Consider the following 6,574-nt stretch of genomic DNA (forward strand, 5'->3'; position numbering starts at 1 on the left):
GTGCGCTACCAGGCTGCGCTATGCTCCGATTTCTTTCAGTGTCTCGCGACGTCTTCTTGAGGACGCGTTATATGCAGGTGCCGTTATGTTGGCAATAGAAAAAACAACTTTTCCAACGCCCCATGGTGAATTTCGCCCACCGAACGGTGCATAATTCATCTTTCAACAAGCCTTTGAAATCAAAAGACTAAACAAACTACGTAGAGAAAGCACTGATATGGCTCAATCTGCGTATTCGCACGGATGCCGTAACGCAAAAATTTTCCAAGAAAAAAGCAGGCGCAATTTTCATTGGCCTGCCAAGTATCTCGGTTAAGAGCAATCAAGTTTAAAGTCGCCATGTCGAATTTAATATGAGTATCAAACTCAACAAATCTAATTATGCAGAATGAAAGGGATTGTCAACCGTCCCTTCCCTGTTTGCCAGCCAATCTTAACTGCGTGCTTGGGGAGCCAGCCAATTGGGCTGAGCCATACCCCTAAACGAAAAAGGCCGCGCTATACGCACGGCCGTTCACATTCTTATATATAAAGGGCGCGGCTTAGTTAGAGGCCATCACGCTAATACCAGCTTCACTGAGCCAGGTATTGGTCCAAGCAATCGCGCGGTTGTTTTCATTCTCGCTAGCGTGGGCTGCTGCCTTATCATGAAGAGCAACAATCCATTCCTGCTTAGGGCCGCTTGCCTGCTGGCTTGCAAGTGTTAGCCAGTTGAGGCCCTGAGCCTTGCGCTTAGGGGATGATGAATTGAAGAACAGCAGTTCGCCAAAGCGTGCCTGCGCCTCAATGTGTCCCTTATTTGCAGAAAGCTTGAGCCAGCGCGCAGCAAGGCGCTTGCTGTTGCGGTTGTCTTCATTCAGATGGATCATTGCAAGGCGATATTGAGCCTCACCATCACCGAAATAAGTTGCCGCGTACGCATAAAGCTCTTTAGCGCGAGCTGGGTCTGGCTGAATGCTGGAGCCATTGATGCCATGAAGGAAGTAAGTACCCAGCTCTACAATCGCATTAGCTACGAAAGGAGCGAGCGGCCCGTCAGGATTTCCCTCACCATGAACATGGGCAATTTTAGAGAAGTACGTGAAGGCTTTAATATCGTCTTCCTGTACGCCATCGCCCTGCGAGTACATACGGCCAAGCTTCCAGGTAGCCATTGGCTCACCCTTGTCAGCTGCGTATTGAAGCGGCTGGACAGCCTCTTGCTTATTACCGGAGTAATAAGCACGCGCCCCTGCCCGCATCGCCTCATTAGGAGACATGGTGGCGAAGCTGTTAACCGCATCGATTGCATCGAGCGATTTTGATGGATCCGGCTCTGAAGCATGCGCACCGGTAATGCCCATAGCGCCTACAAAAAAGAGGCGAACTACCGCATTAGCCTTGCGCTTCTTCTCACAGGTTTGCTGCCGGCTGCGAAAAAGCCCTAGCCTGTCTGTGAACGCTTTACCCATTCTAACTATCCGATACCTAACATTAGACCCGATACTCGTGACCAGCCATCCCGCTGATCACTTGGAATATGGCCTAGGATCATGTCAAAATTAGTCGTGAATATGATCTAAGTTTCGTCCGTGAACAGATTTTATTGCAAATCTATCGTTAAACGTGCAACTGCGACAATATATCACCATCTGATCGTAAGCACGGTGCGAACACTAGTGCAGAAAAGTTTAGTAAACCACGCGACATTTGTGCAACGCACCGAATGTCGTGATATCGTGGCCCCTATGCCACAGTTATATCACAGGGGCTATAGAGGCCCCTCGCCGCACTTATACGGGCTCTATTGATTTAAAAAGACACAGGTCTTAAACCCGAAAAGCACTGAATGGCTATCAACAGCAGGCTCGATAGCAGCGCAATTTGGCAGGTTTGAGTTCATTAAACGTGTTCAAAACGTCACTTTTGCGCTATTCAAGCCTGCCACGGCCTAGAAAGAACGAATTGCCCTCTGCCATTCTTGTTCTTGATTCGTTTAAATACATTAGTTTCCGCAGCTAGCCGGTAAAAGCGACTTACGAAAATATGAGCTCAAGAGAAGACCTATTTGCCAGCGTTACCCCAGCAAGTGTTAGCGCAGATCAAGGCGCGGCATCAGCCGCACCAGAACGCGCTCCTGCTGCAAGCCGCCCCACGGCAAAAGCACCGGCGCCATCCAGCGTCAGCTCTGATGGCCAGAACTACACTGCAGCCGACATTGAGGTGTTGGAAGGTCTTGAACCTGTCCGTAGACGCCCTGGTATGTACATCGGCGGCACCGACGAGAAGGCTCTACACCACCTATTTGCGGAAGTTATTGATAACTCCATGGACGAGGCCGTTGCTGGCCACGCGAGTTGGATTGACGTTTATCTGGATGCGCAAGGCTATCTGACTATTACAGATAACGGCCGCGGTATTCCGGTAGACCCGCATCCGAAATTCAAGGACCGCTCTGCTCTCGAAGTCATTATGACTACGCTCCACGCCGGTGGTAAGTTCGACAGTAAGGTCTACGAGACCTCCGGCGGTTTGCATGGTGTGGGTGTTTCTGTAGTAAACGCCCTTTCCGAAGACCTTGTTGTTGAGGTTGCCAGAAACCGTAAGCTCTATCGGCAGACCTTTGCTCGCGGATTGCCTCAAGGCCCGCTGGAATTGATTGGCGACGTTCACAACCGGCGTGGCACGCTCGTTCGCTTCAAGCCCGATCCGCAGATTTTTGGCGCAAGTGCGCGTTTCAAGCCGGGTCGCATTATGACCATGGCTCGCTCCAAGGCCTATTTGTTTGGCGGCGTTGAAATTCGCTGGCGTTGCGCGCCTGAACTTTGTGAGAACCTCAAGGACGTACCGAAGGAAGCGACGTTCCACTTCCCGGGTGGTCTAAAAGACTATCTGGGCGAGAGCCTTGTTGGCGAGCGCCGCGTAACCGAGGAAGTTTTCGCAGGCCGCACCAGTGCTACCGGTAAACACGGCGCTGTAGAATGGGCTGTCTCTTGGTTTGCTGGCGACGGTTTCGTCAACTCCTACTGTAATACGGTTCCAACTCCTGAAGGCGGCACACACGAAAGCGGGCTTCGCTATGCGCTTCTGCGCGGTCTGAAGGCCTACGGTGAGCTGGTCGGTAATAAGAAGGCTGCCGTCATCACTGGCGATGACGTGATGACTTCTGCCGGCGCTATGCTTTCCGTTTTCGTGCGCGAACCTGAATTTGTCGGCCAGACGAAAGACAAGCTTGCTACCAACGAAGCCACGCGCATCGTTGAGAACGCGGTTCGTGATGCTTTTGACCATTGGTTGACGGCTGCACCTAACCAAGCAAACAAGCTGCTTGAGTGGGTTATTGACCGCGCTGATGAGCGTATGCGTCGCCGTCAGGAAAAAGACGTCGCCCGCAAGACTGCCGTTCGCAAGCTACGCCTTCCGGGCAAGCTGGCAGACTGTTCCACCAACAGCGCTGAGGGTACAGAACTCTTCATCGTTGAGGGTGACTCGGCAGGTGGCTCGGCAAAGCAGGCGCGTAACCGCGCAACTCAGGCAATTTTGCCGCTTCGCGGTAAGATCTTGAACGTTGCCAATGCCGGCCGCGAAAAAGTTGCTGCAAACCAGCTGATCGCAGACCTTGTGCAAGCTCTTGGCTGCTCTACACGCGCAAATTATCGCGAAGAAGACCTTCGTTATGAGCGCGTCGTTATCATGACCGATGCGGACGTGGACGGTGCCCATATTGCTGCGCTTCTCATTACCTTCTTCTATCGGGAAATGCCGAAGCTGGTTGAGAATGGTCATCTCTATCTTGCCGTGCCTCCGCTTTACCGCTTGAGCCAAGGTGGCAAGACTTTTTATGCCCGCGACGATGCTCATCGAGATGAAATCCTTGCTAAGCATTTCAAAAAGAGTGGAAAAGTAGAAATCGGCCGATTTAAAGGTCTGGGTGAGATGCTTCCAGCTCAGCTGAAAGAAACTACAATGGATCCGTCCAAACGGACGCTTTTGCAGGTGGTAGTTTCTGAAGATAGCGCCGATGAAACCAAGGTTTCCGTTGAGCAACTTATGGGTAATAAGCCAGAAGCACGTTTCAACTTCATCCAAGAACGTGCTGAATTTGCAACAGATCTTGATATCTAAAGGGTCGGCTCCCTCCTGATTTACTGTCATTGTTGTTTGAGGCGATCAATTTCGCGCAAACAACAAGCAGTCTACTCGAGGGATTGATGCTCCACGAAGCCTATAGCCTATTTGACCGGTCCCGCCGTCCGCTGCGGGATCAGTGTTTTTTGTATTTCTCCAATCTCAATATTGCAGTCTCTCGCGTACCCGATGTTGGCTCGCACATCCTCGACGGATTGATTGATGTGCTGGCACCACTTGATGCTGAGCAAGACCAAAGCTCTAGCGCAAAGAACTCGCTTTTAAAGATGCCTCTCAATTACGTAGAGTGTGCGTCATCCCGGGATCTTGCGCGCAACAATCGTTCTAGTTTGGTGTTGGCGCTGGTTGCGGACCCGTTTGAGCGGCTTGAGCGTTGTTATGCAAGTCGCATTATGGGGCGCGAGACAATCTCACCACGCCTAACGCATTATGGTTTCAGGTCCAAAATGAGCCCTGCCCAGTTTCTGGAGCGTATTGCAAAGATTCCCGATTTTCGCGCAGATAACTATTTCCGCAGTCAGAATGACCTTTTTTCTTACAAAGGAGAGTTGGTTCCCACCTCTTTTATTTCTATGATTAACCCACGGGAGAGCTGGGCACGCTTACGGATGCTTCTTTCAAAAGAACGAGGCATTACCCTAGGTGATTTGGATGAGACACACTCAGAACCTGTAGGCCCGCTCCAGTCCGATACTCTAGATTTCACTAGGAATTTCGGTGGGTTAATTCGGCAGAGATACAGGCGTGATTTCAAGCTGTTGGCAAGCGCGCACATGCAGCTTGCTTGAACACATCTTGAAGGCCGAGCATGCTTTCTTATCAATTAGGATAGAATTGTGCTGAAATATGTCGGTTTTCCCCGCAAACTCAAGAAAATCAACCAATCTCGGGTCTTTAAGAAAGCCTAGATTATTGACAATAGGGCCATGAGATGTAGTGTGCCGTTCATATTCTGTGAGGGCAGTGTTGCCGCCTAGCAGCCATGTCCCGAACGTCACCGCAAAGATCGCGATAGTATGTCATTTTCCAATCTTGGTTTGAGCGAGAAGGTTCTCGCCGCTGTAGAAGCATCCGGTTATACTGAGCCAACGGCCATTCAGGCTGGGGCCATCCCACATGTTCTTGAGCGTAGAGACGTTCTTGGTATTGCCCAAACAGGCACGGGCAAAACTGCCTCTTTCACCCTTCCAATGATCACTATGCTGGAAAAGGGCCGTGCGCGCGCCCGTATGCCTCGTACGCTCATTCTTGAGCCGACACGTGAGCTTGCTGCGCAGGTTGAAGAAAATTTCCAGCGTTACGGTGCTAACCAGAAGCTCAATGTTGCTCTGCTTATTGGCGGCGTTTCTTTTGCTGATCAGGACCGTAAACTAGAGCGCGGCGCCGATGTTCTCATCGCTACGCCTGGTCGTCTGCTTGATCATTTCGAACGTGGTAAGCTGCTTTTGCAGGGTGTCGATATTCTCGTGATCGACGAAGCAGACCGTATGTTGGATATGGGTTTCATCCCTGACATCGAGCGTATTTGTAAATTGATCCCGTTCACCCGTCAGACCCTGTTCTTCTCGGCAACTATGCCGCCGGAAATTCAGAAGCTCGCTGATGCGTTCCTGCAAAACCCTGCCCGTGTGGAAGTAGCGAAAGCATCTTCAACCGCTGAAACAGTTGATCAGAAGATCATTGGGGCCGACACTGAGGATTACGAGAAGCGAGCTGTGCTTCGCAATCTCATTAACGAAGCGGAAAACCTCACCAACGCGATTGTGTTCTGTAACCGCAAACGCGATGTGGCCACCCTCTTCCGTTCTCTGGATCGCCATGGCTTTTCCGTAGGCGCCCTTCACGGCGACATGGACCAGCGCTCCCGCATGACCATGCTCGAGAACTTCAAGAACAACAACATCAAGATCCTTGTTGCGAGTGATGTTGCTGCGCGTGGTCTGGATATTCCAACCGTAAGCCATGTTTTCAACTTTGATCTTCCGATCCATGCCGAAGACTATGTTCACCGCATTGGCCGTACGGGCCGCGCAGGTCGTGAAGGCTCCGCAGTTTCTATTGTAACTGCTAATGACCAGAAAGCTTTGACAGCTATTCAGGAACTTATTGGCAAAGAGCTGGAATGGCTTGGTGAAGCGGTCGATTTTGAAGCCGCTTTGGAAGAAAAGAAAAACCGCAAGCGCAATGCTCGTGGTACCAAGAATACCCGCAGCCGCAACGGTAAAAAGAATGCTAGCGCTGATCTTGCTGAAGCGCCGCAGCCTGAAGTTGCAGCTGATGCTTTTGAAACCGAGCTGGGTTCCTCTGCCATGACCACTCGCAATACAGATCGCGGTAGCCGTAAAAAGGCACCGGGTAACGACGGTATCACCTTTAGAAACAGTGCCCACGTACCAGCATTCCTGCTACGTCAAACTGCTGCTCAGGCAAAAGACTAACTATACGG

4 protein-coding genes are annotated in these 6,574 nt (G+C 51.0%); 3 read left to right on the forward strand and 1 reads right to left on the reverse strand.

The window, feature by feature from the left end:
* Positions 1 to 542: 542 nt before the first annotated feature.
* On the reverse strand, positions 543 to 1,259 hold the full coding sequence (locus tag E1162_RS00180; protein ID WP_371311743.1) for a tetratricopeptide repeat protein: 717 nt from the start codon (positions 1,257 to 1,259) through the stop codon (positions 543 to 545).
* Between the two features lie 766 nt (positions 1,260 to 2,025).
* Here E1162_RS00180 and parE point away from each other — a divergent pair.
* The 3 genes from parE to E1162_RS00195 all read left to right on the forward strand — a co-directional run bounded on the left by parE (position 2,026) and on the right by E1162_RS00195 (position 6,566).
* Positions 2,026 to 4,104, forward strand: a complete 2,079-nt coding sequence (parE, locus tag E1162_RS00185) for a DNA topoisomerase IV subunit B (RefSeq protein ID WP_155125421.1) — start codon at positions 2,026 to 2,028, stop codon at positions 4,102 to 4,104.
* An 86-nt stretch (positions 4,105 to 4,190) separates the two neighbouring features.
* Positions 4,191 to 4,916 (forward strand): hypothetical protein, encoded by a 726-nt coding sequence (locus E1162_RS00190; protein ID WP_155125422.1) that lies wholly within the window; start codon positions 4,191 to 4,193, stop codon positions 4,914 to 4,916.
* A gap of 228 nt (positions 4,917 to 5,144) precedes the next feature.
* The gene (locus E1162_RS00195; protein WP_155125423.1) at positions 5,145 to 6,566 is read left to right on the forward strand and encodes a DEAD/DEAH box helicase; all 1,422 of its coding nucleotides are present in this window, start codon (positions 5,145 to 5,147) and stop codon (positions 6,564 to 6,566) included.
* Positions 6,567 to 6,574: the final 8 nt, after the last annotated feature.

It is taken from the genome of Pseudovibrio flavus, assembly GCF_009711345.1.
In the GTDB taxonomy this organism is placed as follows: domain Bacteria; phylum Pseudomonadota; class Alphaproteobacteria; order Rhizobiales; family Stappiaceae; genus Pseudovibrio; species Pseudovibrio flavus.